The organism is Mucilaginibacter sp., assembly GCF_036568825.1.
Taxonomy (GTDB): domain Bacteria; phylum Bacteroidota; class Bacteroidia; order Sphingobacteriales; family Sphingobacteriaceae; genus Mucilaginibacter.
In genome coordinates this window covers 48,209-71,667 of the sequence record NZ_DATCRU010000061.1, presented here as the reverse complement: position 1 = coordinate 71,667, position 23,459 = coordinate 48,209, and the positions used below count along the sequence as shown (strand labels likewise).

Annotated in this window: 18 protein-coding genes; 5 read left to right on the top strand and 13 right to left on the bottom strand. The window is 42.8% G+C overall.

Going from position 1 to position 23,459, the window contains the following annotated elements; translation table 11 throughout:
• Positions 1–42: 42 nt before the first annotated feature.
• Together prfB and VIM89_RS13050 are read right to left on the bottom strand one after the other, a co-directional pair.
• Positions 43–1,132 (bottom strand): peptide chain release factor 2 gene (gene prfB / locus VIM89_RS13055; RefSeq protein ID WP_488156602.1). Its coding sequence is split into 2 segments (ribosomal slippage): positions 43–1,071 and positions 1,073–1,132, totalling 1,089 coding nucleotides; the frame shifts between segments, so codons are not numbered across the junction.
• 229 nt (positions 1,133–1,361) lie between these two features.
• The gene (locus VIM89_RS13050; protein ID WP_488156601.1) at positions 1,362–1,799 is read right to left on the bottom strand and encodes a hypothetical protein; all 438 of its coding nucleotides are present in this window, start codon (positions 1,797–1,799) and stop codon (positions 1,362–1,364) included.
• Between the two features lie 318 nt (positions 1,800–2,117).
• Between VIM89_RS13050 and pgi the strand changes: the two genes are divergently transcribed.
• Positions 2,118–3,764 (top strand): glucose-6-phosphate isomerase, encoded by a 1,647-nt coding sequence (pgi, locus tag VIM89_RS13045; protein WP_488156600.1) that lies wholly within the window; start codon positions 2,118–2,120, stop codon positions 3,762–3,764.
• 60 nt (positions 3,765–3,824) lie between these two features.
• Here the strand turns inward: pgi and VIM89_RS13040 are convergent, their stop codons facing one another.
• From VIM89_RS13040 to VIM89_RS13030, 3 genes are all read right to left on the bottom strand, one after another.
• On the bottom strand, positions 3,825–4,283 hold the full coding sequence (locus tag VIM89_RS13040; protein WP_488156599.1) for a DoxX family protein: 459 nt from the start codon (positions 4,281–4,283) through the stop codon (positions 3,825–3,827).
• 59 nt (positions 4,284–4,342) lie between these two features.
• Positions 4,343–5,158: a hypothetical protein gene (locus VIM89_RS13035; RefSeq protein WP_488156598.1), complete on the bottom strand. Its 816-nt coding sequence runs from the start codon at positions 5,156–5,158 to the stop codon at positions 4,343–4,345.
• A gap of 65 nt (positions 5,159–5,223) precedes the next feature.
• Complete coding sequence (locus VIM89_RS13030; RefSeq protein WP_488156597.1) at positions 5,224–6,234, bottom strand: aspartate-semialdehyde dehydrogenase; 1,011 nt, start codon at positions 6,232–6,234, stop codon at positions 5,224–5,226.
• 234 nt (positions 6,235–6,468) lie between these two features.
• Between VIM89_RS13030 and VIM89_RS13025 the strand changes: the two genes are divergently transcribed.
• From VIM89_RS13025 to VIM89_RS13010, 4 genes are all read left to right on the top strand, one after another.
• A complete protein-coding gene (locus VIM89_RS13025; RefSeq protein WP_488156596.1) occupies positions 6,469–7,425 on the top strand; it encodes an NAD-dependent epimerase/dehydratase family protein in 957 nt (318 codons plus the stop codon).
• 110 nt (positions 7,426–7,535) lie between these two features.
• A complete protein-coding gene (locus VIM89_RS13020) occupies positions 7,536–8,261 on the top strand; it encodes a YebC/PmpR family DNA-binding transcriptional regulator (protein ID WP_488156595.1) in 726 nt (241 codons plus the stop codon).
• A gap of 75 nt (positions 8,262–8,336) precedes the next feature.
• Positions 8,337–8,558: a DUF2442 domain-containing protein gene (locus VIM89_RS13015; protein WP_488156594.1), complete on the top strand. Its 222-nt coding sequence runs from the start codon at positions 8,337–8,339 to the stop codon at positions 8,556–8,558.
• Between the two features lie 62 nt (positions 8,559–8,620).
• Entirely contained in the window at positions 8,621–9,346 is a 726-nt protein-coding gene (locus VIM89_RS13010) for a hypothetical protein (protein WP_488156593.1), read from the top strand.
• Positions 9,347–9,495: 149 nt separating this feature from the next.
• On the opposite strand, the gene VIM89_RS13005 is transcribed toward VIM89_RS13010, so the two are convergent.
• The 8 genes from VIM89_RS13005 to trhO all read right to left on the bottom strand — a co-directional run bounded on the left by VIM89_RS13005 (position 9,496) and on the right by trhO (position 23,301).
• The gene (locus VIM89_RS13005; protein ID WP_488156592.1) at positions 9,496–10,293 is read right to left on the bottom strand and encodes a carboxylesterase family protein; all 798 of its coding nucleotides are present in this window, start codon (positions 10,291–10,293) and stop codon (positions 9,496–9,498) included.
• 155 nt (positions 10,294–10,448) lie between these two features.
• Positions 10,449–11,801, bottom strand: coding sequence for a glucoamylase family protein (locus VIM89_RS13000; protein ID WP_488156591.1), 1,353 nt, complete (start codon positions 11,799–11,801; stop codon positions 10,449–10,451).
• An 18-nt stretch (positions 11,802–11,819) separates the two neighbouring features.
• Positions 11,820–13,505, bottom strand: a complete 1,686-nt coding sequence (locus VIM89_RS12995; protein ID WP_488156590.1) for a glucoamylase family protein — start codon at positions 13,503–13,505, stop codon at positions 11,820–11,822.
• Positions 13,506–13,598: 93 nt separating this feature from the next.
• Positions 13,599–14,462: a LamG-like jellyroll fold domain-containing protein gene (locus tag VIM89_RS12990; RefSeq protein WP_488156589.1), complete on the bottom strand. Its 864-nt coding sequence runs from the start codon at positions 14,460–14,462 to the stop codon at positions 13,599–13,601.
• A 19-nt stretch (positions 14,463–14,481) separates the two neighbouring features.
• On the bottom strand, positions 14,482–15,966 hold the full coding sequence (locus tag VIM89_RS12985; protein ID WP_488156588.1) for a RagB/SusD family nutrient uptake outer membrane protein: 1,485 nt from the start codon (positions 15,964–15,966) through the stop codon (positions 14,482–14,484).
• A 19-nt stretch (positions 15,967–15,985) separates the two neighbouring features.
• Positions 15,986–18,967 (bottom strand): SusC/RagA family TonB-linked outer membrane protein, encoded by a 2,982-nt coding sequence (locus VIM89_RS12980; protein WP_488156587.1) that lies wholly within the window; start codon positions 18,965–18,967, stop codon positions 15,986–15,988.
• Between the two features lie 264 nt (positions 18,968–19,231).
• The gene (locus tag VIM89_RS12975; RefSeq protein ID WP_488156586.1) at positions 19,232–22,111 is read right to left on the bottom strand and encodes a ligand-binding sensor domain-containing protein; all 2,880 of its coding nucleotides are present in this window, start codon (positions 22,109–22,111) and stop codon (positions 19,232–19,234) included.
• Between the two features lie 233 nt (positions 22,112–22,344).
• Positions 22,345–23,301 carry an oxygen-dependent tRNA uridine(34) hydroxylase TrhO gene (trhO, locus tag VIM89_RS12970; RefSeq protein WP_488156585.1) on the bottom strand — a complete coding sequence of 319 codons (957 nt, stop codon included), beginning with the start codon at positions 23,299–23,301 and terminating at the stop codon, positions 22,345–22,347.
• Positions 23,302–23,459: the final 158 nt, after the last annotated feature.

Genomic DNA, 23,459 nt, shown 5'->3' with positions numbered 1-23,459 from the left:
TGTATAGTTGACGGTTAATCGGTAATAACCAAATATAGCCAACTATTTTGAACCGCCAAATTCCATCAAATAAGCTTTCAGGAAATCGTTCAGATCGCCATCTAATACTGCTTGCGCATTGGATGTTTCGTGATCAGTACGCAAATCTTTTACCAGTTTATATGGATGCAAAACATAGTTCCTGATTTGTGAGCCCCATTCAATTTTCTTCTTGCTGCCTTCTATCGCATTAGTAGTCTCCTGGCGTTTCCGCATCTCGATCTCGTACAATTGCGATTTTAGTAAGCGCATCGCATTATCCTTGTTTTGCAATTGTGAGCGCGACTCCTGGTTTTTGATAATAATACCCGATGGTTTGTGATACAAACGAACGGCGGTTTCCACCTTGTTTACGTTTTGCCCACCTGCACCTCCCGAACGGAAAGTCTCAAACTCAACATCTGCCGGGTTGATCTCGATCTCGATTGTATCATCTACTAACGGATAAACATAAACTGAGGCAAACGAGGTATGGCGCTTGGCATTCGCATCAAACGGTGATATACGTACTAAACGGTGTACGCCGTTCTCCCCTTTCAGATATCCGTAAGCAAAATCACCCTCGAATTGTAAAGTAACTGTCTTCACTCCAGCCACATCGCCTTCCTGGAAGTCCTGCTCGGTAACTTTATAGCCGTTCTTTTCGCCCCACATAATGTACATACGCATCAGCATGCCGGCCCAGTCGCAGCTTTCGGTACCACCGGCGCCTGCCGTGATCTGCAATACGGCATTCAGCTGATCTTCTTCAGCCGACAGCATATTTTTGAATTCCAGTTCTTCAACAGCAGTCGTCGCTGTATCAAACTGCTCCAGCATTTCCGCTTCCGAAGCGTCGCCTGCCTGGTAAAATTCAAATAACACGCCGGTATCTTCAACAGTTGATTCTACCTGCTGAAAAGCGTCTGTCCAAACTTTTTTGGTTTTGATAGAAGCCAGAACCTTTTCGGCTTCCTTAGGGCTATCCCAGAAATTGGGCCCAACGGTTATTTCCTGTTCTTTTTGTAGTGCATCGAGTTTGTTATCGATGTCAAAGATGCCTCCTCAGGGAAGTTATTCTATCCCTCAAGTCCTGGATCTGTTCTTTAGTCATGGCGCAAATATAAGTTTAATGTGCAGATTTTTGATGTGCAGATGCGTTGATTGATGTGCAAATGTGCAGATGAGTAGATGTGCAGATGATTCAAGATGAAAAGCAACTTTTCAACCTTACAACTTTTCAACTTTACAACCTTCCAACGCCGAAGGCTGCCCTAAAAAACGTCAAAGGGGTTGTAAATTAATACAGCCCCTCTGAACGTGCTTTTATAGGTAGTGTATCTTTATCCAACCATCAGCCTGTCTAACAGGGTGGTCAGGTCGGCGCGGTTGCCATTTAATTTCGTAAGGAAAGTAGTTAAAGTAAATTCCTTATTCTTTTCGCCTTTGGTTTGCTCGATCAACTCAAGCATCACCGGCGGGATTAATGCTTTAGAAATATTTAACGCCGAAGCAGGACTGATATTGTAATATCGGTTCAGCTTGTTAGCGAACTTGTTGATCACACTTGTGGTCAGCGGACTCTTATATATTTCCGGGTATTGGAAATATTTTACAAGGTCTTTTAACTTACCCGATTCCATCTGTCCTTTAAAAACCTCGATAATAGAACTTGAAGCATCGTTGATTACGGCTTCACGGTCTTTTTCTAGTATTTCCGGATTGTCAATAACAGCCGTCCCGGCGTTATTTTTCACTATCAAAAAGAGTCTCTCAAACATAAAAAATTCCCTCAATTAGCAGATTAACATTTTGATGACAAATAGCTTTTTTATTTATCAACACCACAAAGGTATGACTTAAATTTTTATAAAATCAAAAGAATTGTCAAAATATTTTAAGATTTTCACAATTTTTCAGTGTACATTAAACACTATGTAGGGTGTGTTGTTTTAACACCCAAAAGAGGTGTGTTTTTGACACCGAAAACAGGTGTAGACACGACACAAATTTCAGTTTCGAGGCCATCGAAAAAACACTAAAATTTATTGTCATTCACCTGAATTTTTAATTCTATTTTTGTCTAAAACCATTCAAACATGCTGCCAAATATTGATTTCACCACGACCCAGGCTTATAAATACTTAGCCGACCATTACATTGACATCACTTCAAAGAGCCTAAAAGACCTTTTTAAAGCTGATAGCGAAAGATTTGAGAAGTTTTCATTAAAATTTAACGACATCCTGCTCGACTTCTCCAAGAACCGTATCGACGACGAGACCGTTGCTTTATTGATACAGTTGGCAAAAGAATGTAGGGTAAAAGATGCAGCCGAAGCTATGTTTTCGGGCGACAGGATCAACGTGACAGAGAACCGCCCGGTGCTGCATATCGCCCTGAGAAACAGGAGCAACAGTCCAATCTATGTCGATGGACAAGACGTGATGCAGGACGTAAACCGCGTGCTCGATCAGATGAAAAACTTCAGCGAGGCGATCATCTCCGGCTCGTGGAAAGGATACACCGGCAAAGCCATTACCGATGTAGTAAATATCGGCATCGGCGGCTCAGACCTTGGTCCCGTAATGGTAACCGAGGCTTTGCGTCCATATAAAAATCATTTGAAGATGCACTTTGTATCCAACGTGGATGCAACACATATAGTTGAAGCGCTGAAACCGCTTAACCCGGAAACCACTTTATTCCTGATCGCTTCAAAAACATTCACCACACAGGAAACTATGGCAAATGCCCACAGCGCCCGCGACTGGTTTATTGCCGGCGGCGGTAAAGATGGCGACGTTGCTAAACATTTCGCTGCCCTATCAACTAATGCGCAGGCAGTCGAAAAATTTGGTATCGACACCAAGAATATGTTCGAGTTTTGGGATTGGGTGGGTGGTCGTTATTCGTTATGGAGCGCAATCGGTTTATCGATTTCTTTAAGCATCGGTTTTGAGAACTTTACCGAACTGCTTACCGGCGCACACCAGATGGACCAGCATTTTAAAAATACCGAACTGGAGCAAAACCTGCCTGTGATATTAGCTTTAGTTGGTATCTGGTATAACAATTTCTTCGAATCTGAAACCGAAGCTATCCTGCCTTACGATCAATACATGCACCGCTTTGCGGCTTATTTCCAGCAGGGAGACATGGAAAGTAACGGCAAACATGTTGACCGCAACGGCAATACTGTAGATTATTCTACCGGGCCGATCATTTGGGGTGAACCGGGCACTAACGGCCAGCATGCATTTTATCAGCTGATTCACCAGGGAACCAAATTGATCCCATGCGATTTTATCGCGCCAGCAATTTCACACAATCCGCTGGGCGAGCATCACCAGATGTTATTGTCTAACTTCTTTGCTCAAACCGAAGCTTTAATGAACGGCAAAACCCGCGAGGAAGTAGTAGCAGAATTAAAAGCGGCAGGCAAATCAGATGCCGAAATAGAAAAACTGGCTCCGTTTAAAGAATTTGACGGCAATCGTCCAACCAATTCTATTTTAGTGAAGAAGATCACGCCGCGTACATTGGGTTCATTGATCGCCATGTATGAGCACAAGATATTTGTTCAGGGCATTATCTGGAACATCTACAGCTTTGATCAGTGGGGTGTTGAGCTTGGCAAGCAATTAGCGGGAAAAATTCTTCCTGAATTAAGGACTAATGACGAGATCAGCAGCCACGATTCATCTACTAATGGATTGATCAATCAATATAAAAGCTGGAGATAGGTTCAGTTTGCAGTTATTAGTGGGCAGTTTGCAGAATATTGCAGACTGCCTATTTTTTTGCTAATTCGTCCTCTCTTTACTTTTCTTTGAGATCAAGACATCCAATGAAAAAGCCCCCGATCCGATTATAATCAGCGTTATCAAACCTGCAATATATAATAGATCAACCTCATATCCCGGTGGACCGAATAAAGGGCCGTCCGCGGACAAGCCTATCGTCTTTATTGCGCTGAATCCATATTTAAGGTGAACCGTGAACATTGCGGTCAGCATCACAAAGATCATTGGAATAGCTGTAACTCTGATAAATAGACCCACTAGAATAGCGAAGCCGCATATTAACTCTGTCAATGGCACTACCCACGCCATCAAGTGTGGGAATGGAACATGAAGGAACATTAATAGCTTTTCGAACCCGCCTACCCCACGACTTAACTTGGCCCAGCCATGAGCCATTGATCCATAACCGATAACCAAACGCAAAGCCAATGGCGCCAGTTGCTGATAATTTTTTGACATGATTTTTCTAAGCAGTTGTTTGCTTAGTCGAAATTATGTCGGAAAACTTACAAGGGGTTTTAATTTTTTACGCGTTCGAAATATTGGCCGGTGAATTTGTAGGTGATACGTTTATTTGTTACCCGCCCTTTAGAAACAACTACGGGTAAAGATATCGTCTTTTGAACAGGGTCATACTTTATATCGTCGTTCTTCCCACCATCAAATAAATATTCATAGTACAACTGACTGTGCAATCCAGAACCAGTTTTGATAAGTTTTATATCATCGTTCAGTTTCCCATTTTCTATCGCAAATATTTGTATTCCTTGTCCAGCTTCAACATGAGTATAAGCACCGTTATAAATAGCCAAATAATAAGTTTTGTTGTTTGCATTCAACGTATATAAATCAGAATAGTAATAAACATATTTCCATTGCCCTGAATCCGACTCTGATATTAAACTTGATTTAGTTTTTTCCCCTATTTTATATTGAATCACATCTGAAAAAGAATACATCGTACCATCAGATCGTGTATCCCATGAGTAAATCCTAAATAAGCCGTCTGTTGATGTTAATATATTGACTCTGTTCTTGGTTACATTATTCCGCTTTTGCGCTATTGAAGAAAACTCCTGGTTGATAGTAAAAGGATAATTCGAGGTATAAAACTTCAATTTTTCTGCAAAAGTATCGCACGCTTTATTCAGGGAATCGTTGCCTCGCTCCGACTTATCCACATTTTCTTTATTGGAATTGCGATAGTCCTCCCAATAATCAATTCTCTTAAACGATTTTAAGAGATCGTTTTCAATCTGATGAGGAGTTTGCGCGAAAAGCGATGATGTTGTTAAAAAACCGAAAGAAGTTAAAAGCAGGCTCAGGTATTTCATCCAATAAAAATAGGGATAATCTTTCGATTATCCCTGCTTATAGTTGATTGAGTAAGTATGCTAAATTACGCTTCTACTGCGTTACCGATCAGGTGATTTGCCATTAAGTATTCAGCAATCTGTACCGCATTAGTAGCAGCGCCTTTACGCAGGTTGTCTGACACGATCCAGCAGTTCAAAGTATTCGGGTTGCTTTCGTCGCGACGGATGCGGCCTACAAATACTTCGTCTTTTTCGTGTGCATCAAGCGGCATCGGGTATTTCAGGTTGGCAACGTCGTCAACCACTACCACGCCCGGAGATTTTGACAACAGGTCACGAACTTCGTCCAAATCGAAATCGTTTTCAAACTCGATGTTCACCGACTCTGAGTGACCGCCAATAACCGGGATACGAACGGTAGTAGCCGTAACACGGATACTGTCGTCACCCATGATCTTGCGGGTTTCTTTGATCATCTTCATTTCCTCTTTAGTGTAACCGTTTTCGGTGAACACGTCGATATGAGGGATCACATTCAGGTCGATAGGGTAAGTATAAGCCCTTGGACCATCGGTAACACCTTTACGCTCGTTGAATAACTGGTCAACGGCTTTAACGCCTGTACCGGTTACCGACTGGTAGGTAGAAACCACAATTCTTTTCACTTTATATTTATCATGCAACGGTTTCAGCGCAACCACCATTTGTATGGTTGAACAGTTAGGGTTTGCAATGATCTTATCTTCTGCTGTCAATACGTTGGCATTTACTTCGGGCACTACCAGCTTCTTGGTAGGGTCCATGCGCCATGCTGATGAATTATCTACAACGGTTGTACCTGCTTCGGCAAACAAAGGTGCCTGGGCCAATGAAGTGCTCCCGCCGGCTGAAAATAAAGCCAGGTCGGGCTTCTGTTTTATCGCATCCTCAACAGAAACCACCTTATACTGCTTACCCTTGAATGTTACTTCTTTACCAACACTCTTTTCTGAAGCTGCGGGGATTAACTCTGTTACCGGGAAGTTGCGTTCTGCCAGAACCTGCAACATTTTAGTGCCCACCAATCCTGTGGCACCTACTACTGCGACTTTCATTGTTTTTTAAAATTGTTTATTAATAAATGAACCCCAAATATCCGAATTATTCTGCGCTAATTGTGCATTATTGATTTGGAATTATTTGAATCTTAATTTATTGGGTTAAAATGAAGCTGATATTTAATTAATTGTAAAAACATCGCTGATAATTTAAAAATCTTCAAATAACTAAAATCTGCGGATTTGGGTTCAGGCAAAAAAATCTACCTTTGCGCATCAATAATTAACTTCATGAGCGAAAAGATTTTAGTGATCGGCGCTAATGGCCAGATTGGGACAGAACTGGTCACCGCATTGCGCGATAAATATGGCGCCGAACAAGTAATCGCATCCGATATCAACAGCCCTACCTATGTTATCCGTCACAGCGGCCCGTTCGAGTTTGTGAACGTGCTGGACAAGGACAATCTGCATCACATTTTTACCAAACATCAGCCCACACAAGTGTATTTGCTGGCGGCCATTCTATCCGCCGTTGGCGAACAAAAACCCAAAATGGCCTGGGACCTGAACATGACCGGCCTGATCCAGATACTGGATTACGCGGTAGAGTTTGGCGTTAAAAAAGTATTCTGGCCAAGTTCGATAGCTGTTTTCGGACCACATTCGCCGCAGGAAAACACACCGCAGTATTGTGTGATGGATCCTAACACCGTTTATGGTTTCAGCAAACTGGCCGGTGAGCGCTGGTGTGAATATTATTACGAGAAACATGGATTGGATGTACGCAGCCTCCGTTATCCGGGCCTGATCGGCTGGCGGGCAAACCCGGGCGGTGGCACTACCGATTATGCCGTGCATATATTTCATGAAGCATTAAAGAACGGCAGCTACCAAAGTTTCTTATCAGCTAATACTGCTTTGCCCATGATGTATATGGATGATGCTATCCGCGCGACTATCACACTGATGGATGCGCCCGCTGAACAAGTTACTATCCGTTCATCATATAACCTTGCCGGCATCAGCTTTACCCCTACCCAACTGGCTGATGAGATCAAAAAATTCATGCCTGATTTCGAAATCAGCTATGCTGAAAGTGATCCGCGACAAGCTATTGCTGATAGTTGGCCGAAATCGATTGATGACAGCTACGCTCAAAAAGACTGGGGCTGGAAACTGGAGTATGATCTGAGGGCGATGACGGAGGATATGCTGAAGAATTTGAAAAGCGTCATATTAGCTTAAAGCAGAAAGGATAAAGCTAAAAGGCTTTTATTCGGTTAAATAAAGAAACAAGTACTATATTCGCTGAATCCATGGAATATCGGCCATGGACTATTGACTATTAAAGAAAAATGGGAAGAGCATTTGAATTCCGCAAAGAAAGAAAGCTAAAGCGCTGGTCGAAGATGGCGGTGCAGTTTACACGCCTTGGTAAGGAAATTGTAATGGCGGTTAAAGCCGGCGGCGGCGATCCGAACACCAACTCGCGCCTACGCACTGCCGTGCAAAATGCCAAAGCAGTAAACATGCCTAAAGACCGTGTGGAAGCAGCTATAAAAAGAGCCACCAGTCGCGACGAAAAAGATTACGAAGAAATTGTATACGAAGGATACGCGCCGCACGGCGTAGCTATTTTGGTTGAAACTGCCACAGATAATATTAACCGTACCGTTGCCAACGTGCGCAGTTACTTCACCAAAGTAGGCGGAACATTGGGTAAAACAGGATCATTGGATTTTATATTCACCCGCAAATCGGTATTCACTTTTGTTCCCGGCGATCGCGACCTGGAAGAACTGGAGTTTGAATTGATCGACGCAGGTTTAGAAGAACTGTTTATTGAGGCCGACGAAGAAGGTAATGATATTGCCGTTATCCATACCGCTTTTGAAGATTTCGGTAAAATGCAGAAGACATTGGAAGGGATTGGTATTGAAACCAAATCAGCTAAGCTGGAGCGCATCCCTCAATCCTTCCACGAAGTAAACGAAGAGCAGGTTGCAGATGTAATGAAACTGATAGATAAACTGGAAGAGGACGATGATGTTCAGGCGGTTTATCATAATATGGCTGAATAGAGATTAGTTAATCAGTGATTAGAGATTAGTTGCCTTACTCTTAGAGTTTAGGATTTAGATTTTAGAATTTGACCCATGCCCCTTTTCACATCACGCAGGCAGGAGAAGAAAGTTAAAGTGACCTTTAGCAATGGCTTGCTTTTTGTTGAAAAGGAAGATGGCAAGTCGGAAGTTTTTCCGCTGGAGTTTTTTCCAAAGCTGATGAATGCGACTGATGAGCAGCGTGAGGATTGGAAGCTGACAGATAAGGGGATACATTTTAATCAACTTGATTTAGATGTTGATGTTAAATATTAGATAGAAGGCATGAGTGAGGGCAAACGTCTCAAATCTCATATCTCACATCTCAAATCTATATAATGACGTTCGAAGAATTTTTTAAGAAGAAAAAGATCAGCCTGGTTGCACTAGAACAGGGCGAGCCGGGGCTTTTTTCTGAATTTAAAATTCACTTTGAACAAATGGGCGAAAAAAGCTTCGACCATACTAAGAAATACTGGTTTAATAAGCTCAGGCTGCGCTTCCCTGCACCGCCGGAACCCAAGGTGGAGAAAATAGTCATTGAAAACACTTTAGCCGAGCAAACTGTCACCGAAACTTTAACTGAAAAACCGGCACAACCAGCCCCTAAAGTGGGCTTTACTCCACGATTTAAAGCAGGAGCAACCAAACCTGCTGAAACAACACCTGCATCCGAGCCAAAACCTGAGGTTGAAAAATCTGAAGAAGCAGAAAAACCCGCAGCACCTGTTGGATTTAAGCCTAGATTTAAAGCAGGCGTTACTAAACCCGCTGAGCCTGTTGAAAATACTGAGTCGACACCCGAACCGGAAAAACCTGCTGAAAGTGAAAAACCAGCTTCAGCACCTGTTGGATTTAAACCACGCTTCAAGGCTGGAGTTACAAAACCTGCCGCATCAGTTGAGCCTACCGAAAACATAGAAGAACCCAAGCGGGAACCAGAGAAACCTGTGGAGGAAGAAAAACCTGCCTCGCTTGGTTTTAAACCACGGTTTAAGGCGGGTGTTACAAAATCTGTTGATCCGTCTTCAGAACAAAAAGACGAATCGAAAGAGGAAGAATAAAAAAAGACGTCATGCTGAACTTGTTTCAGCACCCCATCATTAAAGTCTGCGATAAATAAGTCTGCCACATGCAGATCGCAGACTAAGCAAGCGTGAATGTCCTGTGGGTTCCCGAAACAAGTTCGGGATGACGTGTTTTCATTACAGCTCTACTTCTTATGCGCAAACAGCCAAGGAATTAGCTGCGGTTCTTTAAACGCATCATCCCAGCTATTGTGGTCATCATTAGGGTAAACCGTAAATTTTGGGTCACCGCCTTCGGCTTTGATGGCTGCTACCATGATGGATGAGTGATCAAATGGCACTACGCTATCTTTTTGACCGTGGAATATCCACATCGGAACTTTCTTAGCATAAACCTTTGCATTCAGCGTATTATCGCCACCGCAAATGGAGAATGCAGCAGCGAACCATTCAGGTTTGCGTCTCAGCAATTCAAATGTACCCATACCGCCCATTGACAGGCCGCCTACATACACATGATGCTTGTCTACAAAGGGTTTATCCAGCCATTGGTCGATCAATCCCAGTAAACCCGTCATGGCTGTGGTTGGGTCACCACCCTGAACAAAAGTCCAGGTCATTTTTCCAGAGGCATCATTTCCCATTTTCACATTACTCCAGAAACTGTTAGCAGGGCATTGCGGGAAGATCACTATTGCCGGGTATTTTGCACGGATGGTATCATTCAAAAATAATTGCGTGCCATATTTCAACTGAGACTCGTTGTTGTTACCACGTTCACCTGCTCCATGCAGCACGATGATCATTGCATACTTTTTGGAAGGATTAAAATTTTGCGGGAAAATGAACCGATAGGGTATCGTGTCACCTTTATTAATATAGCTGCCACGATCAAATCTCGATGCGTCAGTCGACTGGGCAAAAACAGGAAATGCCAGGCAAAGGCCCAGCATTCCGGTTAAAAATATTTTCAATGTTTTCATAAGTGTTAAAATACAATCTCGGCGTAAATTAACATCTTTTCTTTAAAAATCCACTCCGTGACTCTTTGTGAAAATCTCAGTGCACTTTGTGGTTAAGATATTTTACCACAGAGATCACAAAGAAAGAACACGAAGGTCACAGAGAAAGTGATTAATCAATTCTTTGCAAATGCAGGACTTTGAAATCCAATTTTCTTTAATCCATGCTGCACTTCAGGACAGCTCATGAATAATTTCCATAGCAAACCGCTGCGGTAATTCTCGATCATCACTATCTCCGGCCCCTGGTCGATAGCCAGGTATGATTTGGCATACCAGTTATGCGATTCGCTGAAGGCATCTACAAAGCCATATTCGCCCCAAATCTTATCGCCAAGGTCATAGTAGAAATGACGTAATGCTTTCATTGAATACTCCGGTGTATATGGAAATGCTGATAAGGCTGCGGTTGGTGTGATCACCCCTAAATCATTTGTTGGTGAATGGGCATTGTAGCCTTCATAATTATCACTCGCGGTCAATCCCCAGCAATCTTCACCATAGCCTTTATAATGTTTTGGATTATCAACACAGTAAGCGTGATTGATTAACGTGTGGTTTTTATTCTGCTCCCAATAGTCAGCATATTGGTCTTTTAGGCCGTGCGGATCAAGTCCCATAAATGAATATTGAGAAAAGAAAAGCGGGCCGCCATAATCAAAACCCAAAGGCAGCTTAAAGCCGTAAAATGTTTTCCCATTTTTAAAGAAATCGCTTTGCGCCCAACCCCTGAAATAAATATCAGCGCTTACCGGGTAACGTTGGGCGGATTCAGCAAGGATATAGGTGATCAGGCACTCATTAAACCCACGGATGGGGAAGTTCATCACCCAGCCATTATTAGGTGACCAGTGCCAGTACAGGTTGTCTCTCCCACCTTGTGTATACCAGCTCCATTCCATTTCGCCCCACATCCAGTTGATCACATCTCTTATATGCTCTTCTTTAGAATTATTCCCTGTAAAATATTGACGTGCGCAAAGCAGTCCTTCAAAAAGATAGGAGGTTTCTACGATATCCCCTCCATCGTCCTTGCGACCGAAGCGAATTACTTTGCCTGTTTCGCCGTTCATCCAGTGTGGGAAAGCGCCGTGAAATTCGTCAGCCTTATTTAGAAAGTTCACGATTTTCAGCATGCGGTCTACAGCCTGCTCATGGGTGATAAATTTGCGGTGATCGGCTACAATCAAAGCCATAATCCCAAAACCGGAGCCGCCGGTGGTTACTACTTCATCTCCATAATCAAAGGACTTATTGCTCCGCTCACGGGCCAGACCACTTACCGGGTGACCGAAGTCCCAGAAGTAACGGAACGTTTGCCGCTGCACCACATCCAATAGGGCACTATCAGATAGTCCTTTTATAATGCCGACAGGCTTAATGCCCTCATCAGCTTGTTTTGATTTATTCTGAGAGAAGCCCAACAACGTGACTGAGCTTAATACAATTGCGATAAAAAAAGATTTCATCTGCTAAAAATTTTTAGTTTATAAGTTCGGGCTTTGAAAGCCAAGGTTTTTCATTCCGGTTTTTACTTCGGGACAGCTCATAAATAGGTTCCAGAGCAAGCCGCTGCGGTAATTTTCTATCATGTCGATGATCGGCCCCTGGTCTATGGCAAGGGTTGAATTGGCAAACCAAACATCATTTAAATTGAAAGAATCATAAAAGCCATATTGTCCCCACATTTTATCACCCAGTTTGTAATAAAAATACCTGAGCGCCGCCATTGATTGCGTTGGTGTATAAGGTAACGATGATATAGCCGCGGTCGGCGCAATTACCCCCACATCATTGGTTGGTGAGCTTGCCGTATAACCATTTTCAATATCACTGGCAGTTAATCCCCAGCAATTGGCGCTGTAGCCGCTATTACCTTTAGGATTTGCCACGCAATAGTTATAGTTGATCATGGCATGCGCTTTATTCTGCACGTCATAACTTGCATAGGCGTCACTTAACCCATTAGGATTAATCCCCAGGAATGAATAATGAGCAAAGAATAACGGGCCACCTTCTGCCGGACCCAAAGGCAAGGTCACACCAAAATAGGCATTCCCATTTTTCATGACTCCGTTCATTGCCCAGCCGTTATCATATACAGCTTTGGTTATAGGGTGTGTGATTGACGATGCTGCCATCACGTAAGTGATCAGCGCCTCATCCCAGCCATTCACCTGCATATTGGTCGACCATGCATAATCGGGGCTCCAATGCCAGTAAAGGGTATTTTGCCCATTTTGCGTGAACCAATCCCATTCTACTGCATTCCATAAAGTATTGATATCATTGCGCAAAGTAGTTTCTGGTACACCGGGGTCATTAAAATACTGACGGGCGGTTAGTAAGCCCTGCATCAGGTACGCGGTCTCCACCAGATCTGCACCGTCATCTTGTGTACTGAAGGGCACTACTACACCACTCACGCCATTCATCCAATGCGGGAATGCGCCGTGGAAAGTTTGCGCTGTTTTCAAAAAACCAACAATCTTTTGCATTCGCGCTAACCCATCGGCACGGGTAATAAATTGCCTGTTGATGGCCGCCACAATAGCCATAATACCAAACCCTGAACCACCGGTAGTTACCACATCGCCAGAAGTATTCCGTTCACGAGCCAGACCGCTTGTTGGGTGACCAAAGTCCCAGAAATATTTAAAGGTTTGTTTTTGCACCAGGTCAAGCAAGGCGTTATCAGAAATAATGGGAAATTTGTTTGTGGTATCAACTGCTGTAGTCAGTTGTACAGCAACAGATGATTGCAGACTGCCATTCGTGGATGACTTAAGCCCGGTAGAAACTGTCAAAGTATATTGGGTTATAGCCTGCAATGCTGATGGTGTGATCACAATTGTACTGTCATGATTATCATAAGCTGTAGTAAAAGGCACTGCCGTTCCTGCTTTGGTGTTGAATGTCATGCTTCCTGATGTTGAAGTATGATTAACAGCTGCTGAAAAAGACACCCTGATAACAGGCTGGTTATTAACGCTTTTATAATTAAATCCGTTATTCACACCATTTACCGTAAGACTATTAAATGCAAAAGAAGACGGTGTAACAGGCGGCGTTGGTGTTGGGTTTACTTTTTCCTTACTTGAACACGCAAATGAGCCAGTAAGCACCACTACAATCAGCATAAAAGCTAAAACTCTGCCTCCACAAAAACTCATATTACTGTTAGCTTTCAATTCAAAAATTTCATTAAAAAAGGCTGCTGCCCGCCTTGAGCGGGCAAGCAACCTCAACCTAAATCAATCAACTGTTTATTTTCCCCTGCGTTGTAGTGCCACTAATGAACTTACTTCAACGCTTGTTAATACGCGATTATATACCCTTACTTCATCCGTCAAACCTGTTTGGTAACTTGCCCAACTCTGCGCACCGGTATTAGCGGTTAACGATGGTGTTGTTTGAAATTGCAGTGTACCAAACACCATCTTCTTTGCTGCGGTCCAGTTAAGTGGCGCAAATCCGGCTACAGTAGATGTTCCTACCGAATTGCCGTTATAATAAACCACAAACGTAGAAGTAGAATCATCATAAGTAACCGTCACGTTTATCCACCCATTCCATGGATTGTTTACAGTGTAGCCACCTAGCCAGCCGTCTACGCCTGTAGGACTTCCTGTTACATTAAAGGCATGTATTTTTAATACACCGGTATTTGCAGTAGCCCCATTGTCAAAAAATATAGCCATACTGCCCCAAAAACCAGGACCGCCGATTTGATTATTGTCGATATCCATTAATCCTACTGCACCATCAGTATTTTCGGGCATATTTACCCAAATGCTAAAAGTGAAGCTGTGCAGGTTCTGTATTGCTGTAGGTACATCAGATAATGCGTAAGCACTATTTGCACCCTGCAACGCCTGTCCAAGCAATCCATTTGAAAAGCTAGTATTTACAGCTGTGGTGGCAGTGGTGGTTGACAACGAGTCGGTAAGATTGCCATTAAAGCCCCAGCGAGCTATCAGATTTGTAGGAGCTATCTGATTGGCCGCAGTGTAGCCGTTGATGTTTAATGCCGGTGCATAACTTGACGGATCAAATTTTTTGATGCAGGATGAAAGCCCTAAGCTCGTTATCAAAAGGGCTATTGAGAATTTATTAAATAATTTCTTCATGATAATAAATTATTGATGATTAATAACCCGGATTTTGTGTTAATACGCCACCGCTTTTCACTATTTCAGAAGTCGGTATAGGCTGCAACTCATTTTTACCCACTTTAAAATGCCTGTCGGCAAATACGGTGCCCGCACGTCCCTGGCGAACTACGTCAAAGAAACGGTCACTTTCCATAGCAAGCTCTACCTGGCGTTCGTGCCAAATAGCTGTTTGCAATGCAGTTTTATCTGTAGTAGTAACCGGAGGCAATATGGCGTTGTTACCTGCCCGTGCACGGGCCCTTACTTTCTCTAAAGATGCTAATGCTAAAGTGGTATTACCAGCCTGGTTTGCAGCTTCTGCATTCATCAGCAATACATCCGAATAGCGAATTACACGCACATCCTGTCCTGCACCCGGGTTGCCGTTTAAGATCGGCTCACTGAAAGGCACATAAGATTTGTAATTATACATACTGTCTACCTGCCCGGTCGGTATGGCGTCACCCTCTGCTGAAGTACCTCCGGCAAAAAGGATGGTACCTGCCATTCTCGGATCTCCCGGCTCGAAAGCAGCTACCAATGCTTTGGTAGGGATGTTAAAGCCCCAGCCGGCAGCCGGCGCTACGCCCTGAACCTGTGAGTACTGGCTTGTAGCAGCTGCAGGGTTACTTGCATCATTCGGACATTGTATTTCGAATATCTCTTCCGGATTGTTCTCGTTTTCTTCACGGAACGATTTTTCAAAATCAGGGAACAAAGAATATTGTCCTGATGCGATAACAGTATTGGTGTAAGTTAGCACATCGGCCCATTTACCTTCGTACATGGCCACCTTTGCATGTAATGACAATGCAGCACCTTTTGTAGCGCGACCAATGTCAGCACCGCTGTAAGATTGCGGGAGTACCGAAGCGGCATCTGTCAAATCCTGCTCAACCTGGGCATATACCTGCGCCCTTGGCGTACGTGGAATGTTATAATCCGCAGCTGATTTTGGATAATGCAGTCTTAAAGGAACATCGCCATAAGCCCTGGCTAATCTAAAATAACTATATGCGCGTAAAAATTTAGCCTCTGCTATGTAACGGGCCTTTAATGACGCATCCATATTAATTTTAGGAATGCTGTCGATTGCCTGATTAGCTAAGCTGATGGATTGGTATTGTCCTGACCAGAACGGATCATCAAAGCCGGTTTCGTCACCAGTTTGGGTAAAGGTATGGTACAGACCCATTGGCGAAGAGTCGCCAGGTGTGCTGCCTTTTTGTACTTCATCGCCACCCATACTTTCGATAGCGAGAGCAGGGAATGCTGTGTGATTAAAATCGCGGTCCAATGCGTAAATTGCATTGATACCTTGTGCAGCACCTGCAGCATTAACATACAGCTGCGTAGCCGGAAGCTGTCCCTGCGGCTGGGAGTCTAAAAAGCTCTTTTTACATCCTCCCGCAACTATCATCAGCGCAATAGCTGATGCCAGACCTAAAAGGTTGGAAGAATTATTTCTTTTACTTAACATGATCTTAAATATTTTATAGTTAAAATGTAACGTTCACACCAAAATTGAAGATGGCATATATCGGCACTACACCGGTATCAATTCCCTGGTTTATGCCGTTTGTTCCGGTTGATAAAATTTCAGGATTGAAACCTTTGTATTTAGTAAATGTTGCCAGGTTTTGCCCCGAAACATATAAACGTACGCTACTCATTTTTATACTTGATGCAATGGATTTTGGTAATGTATAACCTAATTGTACGTTACGTATTCTTAAATAGCTGCCGTCCTGAACATAAAAAGAGTTTGGCTGGCTGTTAACTGCGTCGCTTAGGAAAGCTGAAGGCGTGGTATTTGAAGTACCTGCACCATGCCAGCGGGCATTATAAAATGCTTCTGTCCAGTTCTCTTCACCAAAACGAATACTTTCATTTGCATTATATAAGCTCACCTTACCAACGCCCGATATATCGGCAGCAAAGTCAAACTGCTTATATTTCAAATTGATGTTCACGCCATATAAGTATTTTGGATTAGGATTACCTAAAACAGTTTTTTGTCCGTTATTACCGTAGATCACATCACCCGGCTGAGCGTTGGGCTGTGTTGTTTGTGCTGCAACCTGCTCTGGCGTCTGGAAAATCCCAACTACTTTATAACCATAAAATTCACCAATAGGCTGACCTACTATGGTACGTGTGGTTAAAGTACCGCCAGTGCCACCGTTGCCACCACCATATAATGGTATTGGGCCAGAAGTTACTGAAGTAACTTTGTTATCATTTACACTAAAATTAGCATTGATAGCGTAAGTGAAATCGCTGCCGATATGGTCCTTCCATCCTGCGGTAAATTCCCAGCCGGTATTTTTGATATTTGCCTGGTTTGCTGTAAGCTCGCCGCTGCTTGCACCTAATGATTCTAAGATCGGTACAGGGAATACAGCATTCTGAGTTTCCTTAATATAGTAATCGGCTTCAAGAGTTAAACGGCCCTTTAAAAATCCGGCCTCCAAGCCAACATCGGTACCCACACTTTTTTCCCAATAAATAACCGGAGGAACTAAGCCCAGCAGACCAGACCCTAATTGTAAACCTCCTCCGAAATTAGAATAGAATTGTGTATTTACGGCTGTTGCCAGGTTTGGTGTTATACTTCCGTTACCTGCTTCGCCCCAGCTGCCTCTCAGTTTCAGGTTATCGAAAATATGCTGATCCTTCATAAAATCTTCATTGCTGATCACCCAGCCGGCACCCACTGAAGGAAAAGTACCCCATTTATATTGATCACTATATACAGAAGAAGCATCACGACGTACGGTAGCATTCAGAAGGTATTTGTCTTTATAAGCATAATTTACTCTTCCAAAATACGACTCACGGGTTTCTAATGAAGCATTAGGCGTGGTAACAGTTGGATTGTCACCTAAGCCTAAATACAAATCTCCGCTGGAAAAGCCCGGGACATTTTGTGCAGTTACATCCTGTTCATAATGTCTGTAACGTTGCGCTGATTGACCGGCTAAGATGGTCACATGATGATCCTTGTCAAAAGTATTATCATATGTCAGTGTATTTTCCCATATCCAGTTACGGTCGTCTACTGTGTTCTTGCTTAGTGTGCTGATGGTATTGAACTGTCCTCCGGTAGCCGCATATACCGGGTCATAGGCCTGTACTTCCTGGTGGGCAAACGTGCCACCAAAGCTGGTGCGGGCTGACAGGTGATCGGTAAACTTAATTTCAGCAAAAGCATTTCCGTTGAAATTATAATTTTGAGTAGTCTGGTTAAAGTAATCCAATTCAACCTGCGGGTTATTTACCGCATTACCAACTTGTGGCGTTAACGTCGGATCGCCATAAGTGCCATCTGCATAGCGTACAGGAACAGTCGGTGCTGCTACATATGCATGGTACATAACTGAACCTGGTATATCTTTTGAATGATCGCCAGACAATATAGCGGTATATCCAACTTTTAAAAACTTGGCTATTTGTACATCCTGGTACAAATGGGTGGTAATACGGTCATACTTATTATAAGCTACGTTACCATCCTGCTGGAAATAATTTGCTGAAAAATTGTAGGATGTTTTATCCGTACTGCCGCTTACGCCGATGTTATGGTTTTGGGTAAAAGCACTGTGCAGGATCAGGTGCAACCAGTCAGTACCCGTTCCAAAACTTGACGGATTGGCAAACGTGGCTGCGTTGCTCGCGGCATTTACTTCGTTAACCATCGTGGCGTATTGAGTAGCATTGGCCATAACCGGCACGTTGGTAGGGGTTGAAAAACCTGCATAAGCATCATATCTTATATGTGCCGCACCTTTACCCTTTTTGGTGGTGATAATAATTACACCATTTGCTGCCTCTAAACCATAAATAGCTTCACTGCTGGCGTCTTTTAACACGCTCATGCTTTCAATATCGTTTGAATTGAGGAAAGCGATATCATGATACCAAACACCATCGACAACAAATAAAGGTGAGCTGCTACCGAATATGGTGCCTAAACCACGCAGTGTAATTTGTGGTGATGAGCCGGGAGTGCCTGAATTGATAATTTGCACACCTGCTACTTTGCCCTGCAAAGCGCTTACAGGGTTGGCATCTGGTTGACTTGCCAAATCTGAACCTTTAACTGTGGCAACAGATCCGGTTACATCGACTTTCTTTTGCGTACCGTACCCTACAACCACCACTTCATTTAAAGCGTTGCTCTGTGATTTTAAGAGTACGTTAATTGTAGTTTGTCCGTTTACAGGAACTTCCTGTGATGTATAGCCGAGATAGCTAAGTACTAAGGTGCCATTAGATGGGGCTGCTAACGTAAATGTACCGTTAACATCGGTTTGCGTACCTGTTTCTGTTCCCTTTAATATTACACTTACTCCTACCAGGGTTTCACCGGTAGTGGCGTCAGTAACCTTACCTTTTACAGTAACGTTCTGCGCATAGGCATAAGTAAAAAAAAGAGAACACAAAAGTACCAACCCTGAAATAGTAAAGATTTTTTTCATGTGGTTCTGGAAATTAATTTAGGAATTGATATTAATTGGTTCTAAACAACTACGAATTTCAAGAGATAATACTTTTTTAACAAAAAACAGCACTCAACATTATTACATCATTTAAAAAGTAGTTTCTCAAATCCATCCTATTATAGCTAATAATTAGCTCACAATAAGTAAGTTAAATATATAAAAGCAGGCTCGAAAGATACTACATTTAAGAAGTATGGTGTATAATATACAGATAGGGTTATGAGAGGTAATGATGTAGTGTTAAAGCTCCATGAGAAACTCCACCAGGTTTTTGTCATGCTCCAGGTTAAGCTTCTTACGCAGCCTGTAGCGCCTTATTTCTACACCGCGCACAGAAATGTTGAGCAGGGAGGCCATTTCTTTACTGTTCATATTCATGCGCAGATAGGCGCAAAGCTTTAGATCGTTGGGAACAAGATCGGGGTGTTGGGCCTTCAGTTTTTTGAAGAAACTTTCGTGCGCTTCGTTAAAACTGCTTTCAAAAAGGTTCCAGTCGCGCTCATCGCTCATGCCTTCGTCAATTACTTTTTGAATCCGGCGCAACTGTTCTTCTGAAAGTCTTTTGCCCGAGCTATCCTTCAACTGCGTTATCTCGTGGCTGATCTTTTGCAGCAGTTCGTTTTTATATACGATATTCATTGCTGAGTTAGCCAGCTCACGGCTTTTGCTTGCAAGGTCAGCTTGCAACTGCTCATTTCTTACTTTGGCTATGCGCTGTTCATTGGAGATAGATTCCTGTTTCAAGTACTCGTCATGTTCCTTCCTCATCCGCTCCTGGATATGATGTTGATGGCGTCTGAGTTTGATGCGATAATATTTTCTTACCAGGAAATAAGCCAGAATAAGTAACAAAACATAACAAACCAAAGCAATGCGCCCTGCATACCATGGCGCCAATATGGTAAAGGTTAAAACGGTTTCTGGCGATATATTCTGCTCATTTATTTTAGCACGAACTCGGAAATGGTAAGTCCCCTGGTCGAGGTTGGTAAATTCTTTTTGACTTTGCGTGCTCCAGTCGGACCATTGGCGGGAATAGCCTTCTAAGTAATACTGGAATCTTATTTTCTCCTGGCGGTAAAACGGAAGCGAGTAAGAGATGCGGATATTGTTTTCTGAATGTGGTATTTCTATATCGCCTCCGTTGGCTATGGTTGTGATCTTGTCGGTAATGTTTTCCACTTTCCTGATCAGCACATAAGGCAGTTTAACATCGCTTTGCCTGAGGGCATCCACATCATTCATGATCACAAAGCCATCGTCGACGCTAATGAGATAGATAGAGCTATTGATTCGGCTGATGTTCTCATAGTTCTGCACCATTCGCCCTTCAAGAATGCTGAACCGGTTTGAATCAATGCTCATCTTACCGGGAACCGAAAAATCAGCCAGCGAAACATGCCCGTGATTGATAAACCAGTATTTTTTACCTAATGCAGGGATGATCTTGTTTGATCGTGCAAATGAGCCCAGCTTTTTGTTTAGTTCTTCATATTTGGAGAAACGGTCACTGATATCATCATAGACATAAAATCCTGAATCGGATGCGAAGACAATCCGGTTATCCAGGTTAAAGACGTTGATATTAAAGCTTCCGGGTAGACAGTATTGCTTATCGTAATATTTGATGGAAGTTGCCTTTTTTAAGTCGCTGCTCAGTGTCACTTTGTAAATGCCTTTATAAGCATGGCTCACCCACAATTGGCCCTTATTATCCTGCTCTACGTAGCGCGATGGTTCGCCAAAGCCATCTATTTTATGATCGAACACCCAATTGCCCGAGTTATCCTTTTTATAAATAACCAGCCCGGTGTAAGTACCCTGGATCAGCTGGTTGGCATTGAGTTTTTTGATCGTCCAGCCACCGCTTATGCTAGTTATCTTGGAAATTGAACTGCCGTTTACCTGGAAGGTGCCCGTATTATGCCCGCAAAGTAACTTACCATCTTGTAATGACAATTCCCAAACCTGCCCCTGGGAGCCGGGAATCAATTTGAAATCAAATGACTGAAAGAGGCGTTTGTTACCGTTTTCTATCCAATCGCTATAAAACAAACCCTGATTGGTACCGAGATAGATCTTATTGTTAAAAATGATGCTGGAGTAGACCGTCCCAAAACGACCTGTTTTATCAAAATAAAAATAGAGTGGTGAGTTGATCTCGATACGATCGATGCCATTGTCTAAGCCGGCCCAGAGGTTTTGTTCATTATCAATATAAAGGCTCAAAACGGTGTTGTTTTGCAGACCACTTGATTTATTTATCTGCTGGATCACATTGCCAGTAGTATCAATAATAATGATCCCGTTCAGGATGGTACCGTAAGCCACGTATTTGCCTATCCGTGCGCCATTGTTTAGCTGATAATTTTTTAAAAAATCGCTGGCCTGGGTGTTCCAGGGTTTGATTTGGCCATTGTCATAAATGAACAATCCGTTACGTGCTGTACCGATCAGGTATCGATTGACTGACAATTGCAACATCGACAGCACACCGCTGTTACCCATGATATTGCTACCATTGACATATTCAAGCTTGTTATCTTTTAACTCGTACAATCCCGTGTTAACCTGTTCAACAAAATACCGGTTGCCAGTTTTAAACAAAAAAAGGTACGGCTGCGGCGCCTTTACTAAGCTTATTTTACCATCCTTATAAATATAGATTGAGCCGAATGATTGGAAGATAACCTGGCTCTTGTCGACATATATCTTCCATATTTCTTCATTAATGGGTTGATATTGTTTCGGGACCAGTTGATTAAGCGAATGGTACGTGAGTTGGCCATTTTTATTATTCTCCCAATAACCTAACTCTCCAAAGCCACCCGAATATATTTTTCCGTTCCCATCAGCAGCAACTGCGCGAACGATCAGGCCATTGGGCATGCGGTATGATTGCCAATATTTACCATCAAAAGTGAGCAGCCCCTCAGAATTACCGAAATACATAATACCATGCTCGTCTCGCGTTACCGACCAGTTTTGATTGCCTGACTGATAGATCGCTTTGGTATAATTCTGAACATATGGTACGCCGATACTTTTTATATCGGTGCCTGCTGCATGTAACGAAGCAAGCAGCAAAAAAGAAAGAATGCTCAGAATAGATTTACGCATAATTAAGTTCAGTCGCACCCTAAGGCAGGGCGCAGAGACGAAAATACAACTTATACACGATTATAGGATTCGTGGGATAAAGAGATTTGCGGGGGAATACAAAGATCGACCTCAAACACGAACAATCTCATTGTCTCTGTGAACTTTGCGTTCTTCCCTCAGTGTCCTTTGTGGTGAAAAATTAACCACCAAGAGCGCAGAGATTTAACACAGAGGACACGGAGAATTAAAAGCTATTCAACAATAACCTTAATGCCCTTTTTAACATTCACCGGCTGAGGGATCTTTACATAATACCCTGTACCGTCGTATTCTCTTTTACGCGGATGCGATTTGCAGGCATCGCTGCAGCAACCGTCCATTGTGTCACCGCATTCGTCGCATTGGGTAAAATGTTCATTGCACTCAGGATTGGCGCAGTTGATCATTTTATCAGTTTGCTTGCCGCAATTAAAACAAGTTGATATTATCACAGGATTGACTGAATTGACATCTACCGCCAAACGGTTATCAAACACATAACACTTACCTTCAAAATCTTCGCCTCCGGCTTCTTTACCATATTTTATGATACCACCATGCAACTGGTACACATCGGTAAAGCCTTCGTGCAGTAACAAAGCAGATGCTTTTTCGCACTTGATTCCGCCTGTGCAATAGGTCAGGATTTTTTTATCCTTATACTGGGCAAGCTCGTTTATTTTTGACGGAAAATCCCGGAAGTTCTCGATATCCAGTGTGATAGCATTCTTGAATTTGCCTAAGGAATGTTCGTAGTTGGAGCGCACATCTAATACCACTACATCATCGCGGTCTTTCATTGCCAGGAAATCTTTTGGCTCAAGATGCTTACCTGTTTGCTTGTTTGGGTTTATGATATGAGGGTCACGAAGACCAGAGTGTACGATCTCTGACTTATAGCGTACATGCATTTTTACAAATGACAGTTCGTCAACCTCATCAATTTTAAAATCGGTAGCTGAAAAGCGCGGATCGGCGTGAACAGCATCCATATAAGTTTTACAGGCTTCAACAGTTCCGGATACAGTACCGTTAAGACCTTCATCAGCCACGATAATGCGCCCAACCAAACCTAATGATTTGCAAAATTTCAGATGACCGGCAGCAAATTGCTCCGCATCCTCTATAGCCGAATAGCAATAGTAGAGTAGTGTGTTGTACTTTGTCATAAACATTGATACTGCTGCAAACAGCGTTAAATGAGCCGCAAAGGTACAATTTTTAGCGAAATTTTTAAAACCAGGCCAATTTGCTTGAGATGAACGCTGCAATTAGTTCTATGCGAACAAATTATTTATTGGATAATAATTTTGCTTTTAAAACAAAT

What these genes read in the sequence shown, in the direction of transcription:
- VIM89_RS12990 (WP_488156589.1), bottom strand. Translation starts at nt 14,462, where the DNA reads ATGAAGAAATTATTTAATAAATTCTCAATAGCCCTTTTGATAACGAGC.
- VIM89_RS13000 (WP_488156591.1), bottom strand. Translation starts at nt 11,801, where the DNA reads ATGAAATCTTTTTTTATCGCAATTGTATTAAGCTCAGTCACGTTGTTG.
- VIM89_RS13030 (WP_488156597.1), bottom strand. Translation starts at nt 6,234, where the DNA reads ATGAAAGTCGCAGTAGTAGGTGCCACAGGATTGGTGGGCACTAAAATG.
- VIM89_RS13025 (WP_488156596.1), top strand. Translation starts at nt 6,469, where the DNA reads ATGAGCGAAAAGATTTTAGTGATCGGCGCTAATGGCCAGATTGGGACA.
- VIM89_RS13015 (WP_488156594.1), top strand. Translation starts at nt 8,337, where the DNA reads ATGCCCCTTTTCACATCACGCAGGCAGGAGAAGAAAGTTAAAGTGACC.
- VIM89_RS12995 (WP_488156590.1), bottom strand. Translation starts at nt 13,505, where the DNA reads ATGAGTTTTTGTGGAGGCAGAGTTTTAGCTTTTATGCTGATTGTAGTG.
- VIM89_RS12985 (WP_488156588.1), bottom strand. Translation starts at nt 15,966, where the DNA reads ATGTTAAGTAAAAGAAATAATTCTTCCAACCTTTTAGGTCTGGCATCA.
- VIM89_RS13010 (WP_488156593.1), top strand. Translation starts at nt 8,621, where the DNA reads ATGACGTTCGAAGAATTTTTTAAGAAGAAAAAGATCAGCCTGGTTGCA.
- VIM89_RS13020 (WP_488156595.1), top strand. Translation starts at nt 7,536, where the DNA reads ATGGGAAGAGCATTTGAATTCCGCAAAGAAAGAAAGCTAAAGCGCTGG.
- VIM89_RS12975 (WP_488156586.1), bottom strand. Translation starts at nt 22,111, where the DNA reads ATGCGTAAATCTATTCTGAGCATTCTTTCTTTTTTGCTGCTTGCTTCG.
- VIM89_RS13050 (WP_488156601.1), bottom strand. Translation starts at nt 1,799, where the DNA reads ATGTTTGAGAGACTCTTTTTGATAGTGAAAAATAACGCCGGGACGGCT.
- trhO (WP_488156585.1), bottom strand. Translation starts at nt 23,301, where the DNA reads ATGACAAAGTACAACACACTACTCTACTATTGCTATTCGGCTATAGAG.
- VIM89_RS13040 (WP_488156599.1), bottom strand. Translation starts at nt 4,283, where the DNA reads ATGTCAAAAAATTATCAGCAACTGGCGCCATTGGCTTTGCGTTTGGTT.
- pgi (WP_488156600.1), top strand. Translation starts at nt 2,118, where the DNA reads ATGCTGCCAAATATTGATTTCACCACGACCCAGGCTTATAAATACTTA.
- VIM89_RS12980 (WP_488156587.1), bottom strand. Translation starts at nt 18,967, where the DNA reads ATGAAAAAAATCTTTACTATTTCAGGGTTGGTACTTTTGTGTTCTCTT.
- VIM89_RS13005 (WP_488156592.1), bottom strand. Translation starts at nt 10,293, where the DNA reads ATGAAAACATTGAAAATATTTTTAACCGGAATGCTGGGCCTTTGCCTG.
- VIM89_RS13035 (WP_488156598.1), bottom strand. Translation starts at nt 5,158, where the DNA reads ATGAAATACCTGAGCCTGCTTTTAACTTCTTTCGGTTTTTTAACAACA.